Below are 495 nucleotides of genomic sequence, written 5' to 3' on the forward strand. Positions count from 1 at the left end.
CCGCGTTGTTCCGGCAATGGATCGTCAATCTCGGCACGCGATCGGCACCGGGACGCATGGCCTATTTGATTGCGGAGTTGCGCCAGCGGCTTGGAGCGATGGGTATGGTCGCCAACGAGCAGTTTGACTTTCCGGTTACCCAATCGAAGCTGGCCGAGGCGCTTGGACTGAGCGTCGTGCATGTCAACCGCGTCCTCCAGGCGTTCCGAACCCAAGGCATTCTCGATTTCAAGCGCCGGATCGTCACGCTCGGCGACCTCGAGAAGATCGCGGAACTTGGCGGTTTTGACAGCCTTGAGAACAATACCAGCACTGAGTCATAGCCTCCAGGCGGCGCGGCGCTGCATTGCAGCAAAACGGCAAGCACTTAACCCGTCCTATTCGTGAGAGTGCGGCTTTTGGGCCCGATTGATGCGGCCGTACATCTGCTCTGACGAGGCGCACAGGATTGCCTTCGGCTTTTCACCGCCTGACGACCGGTACTTTGCAACGCGC

Annotated in this window: 1 protein-coding gene; it reads left to right on the plus strand. The window is 59.6% G+C overall.

What is annotated here, in order from left to right; genetic code table 11:
- The coding region (locus AC066Y_RS43310) for a Crp/Fnr family transcriptional regulator (RefSeq protein WP_478279146.1) at nucleotides 1-323 on the plus strand (323 nt) is incomplete at its 5' end.
- Between the last annotated feature and the right edge of the window lie 172 nt (nucleotides 324-495).

It is taken from the genome of Bradyrhizobium sp. USDA3010 (genome assembly GCF_056429065.1).